The organism is Paenibacillus sp. P4_E11 (assembly GCF_056401635.1).
In genome coordinates, this window is record NZ_JBFUIX010000562.1 from 1 (window position 1) to 1005 (window position 1005).

A 1005-nucleotide genomic window follows, 5' to 3' on the forward strand; every position below is an offset into this window, starting at 1 on the left:
TTCTACAACGATGTATCCACCTCCAAGACTTGAGATATTAATGATTGTTTCATGACTGAGATTTAAGCCTAGTGTGTCATTTAAACCGTTCACCACCACAAGCAAAACAAATGTGAGCAATTTCTTTTTCCCACTCAACAAATTAGTTAGCATCGTTCGTTCCCTCCTTAAAGTTGTGGTACGTCCAGACTCCTTTTGTTCGTGTGCAGAACGGGCAAAATAACGGACTAGTGGCCCGAATAAGCCGCTGCGCTTCGTTACTAAGGGTTTTGAGGCTGTCCATTCGGCATCCCATGTAATCCCTTCTTTCTTCATTAGAAGATCCACTTTCGCTTCTATACGCGCTTGATTGGTCACGTACTCCTTGACTTCGGTTTCCTCCTGCAGCAACCACGGAATAAACTTGCGAAGCCTTTTCTTCAACCGTCGCTGCTTGAGCAGTAAAAAGACAATGGCCCCGGCGCTAGATAGCGTGAGGCCATTCTTCATCAACGTATGGAGTGCGTCCAGGATCGTGTCATACATTTGGTTATATCCCCTTTTGGCAGCTTCACAAAAACCTCATACGTGGCAGGAGGTGGATCGTTCATGCATAAGTCGGCTGGACGTAAGCAACAGGAACAGTACTCGATAATGGCTGCGTGGATCATATGGTCCTCCAAAATAACGAAATCAATGCGGCAATTATGGAATATTGGACAACCGCCGCTACGATCAAAAGTAGAACATAGTAGATATGAGATATGATCCAGACCGGAACCAACAATACTTTTGTAAGAAGATCCATGTTACCTCCTACTGGTATTTGCTAGGGAATCATTTATAAGCTTCTTCCGCTGTTCGGAGAGTGTGTCAATCTGCTTACGCTTATCTGCAGCCGATAAGCTAAGACTCGCTTCGATACCTCGAATCTTCTTGTTGATTTCACTCACTTTGTCGGATGCCAGGTCTAGGGTCTTTAGCTCTTTGTCCTTCACTGGATCAAACTTAGCCCCGTTGAGCTTG

Annotated in this window: 2 protein-coding genes; both read right to left on the reverse strand. The window is 45.0% G+C overall.

The window, feature by feature from the left end; genetic code table 11:
* On the reverse strand, positions 1-525 hold a 525-nt coding region (locus AC1DWB_RS36045), incomplete at its 3' end, for a hypothetical protein (RefSeq protein WP_477545851.1).
* Between the two features lie 263 nt (positions 526-788).
* Positions 789-1005: hypothetical protein (locus AC1DWB_RS36050; RefSeq protein WP_477545852.1), on the reverse strand; the 217-nt coding region annotated here is incomplete at its 5' end.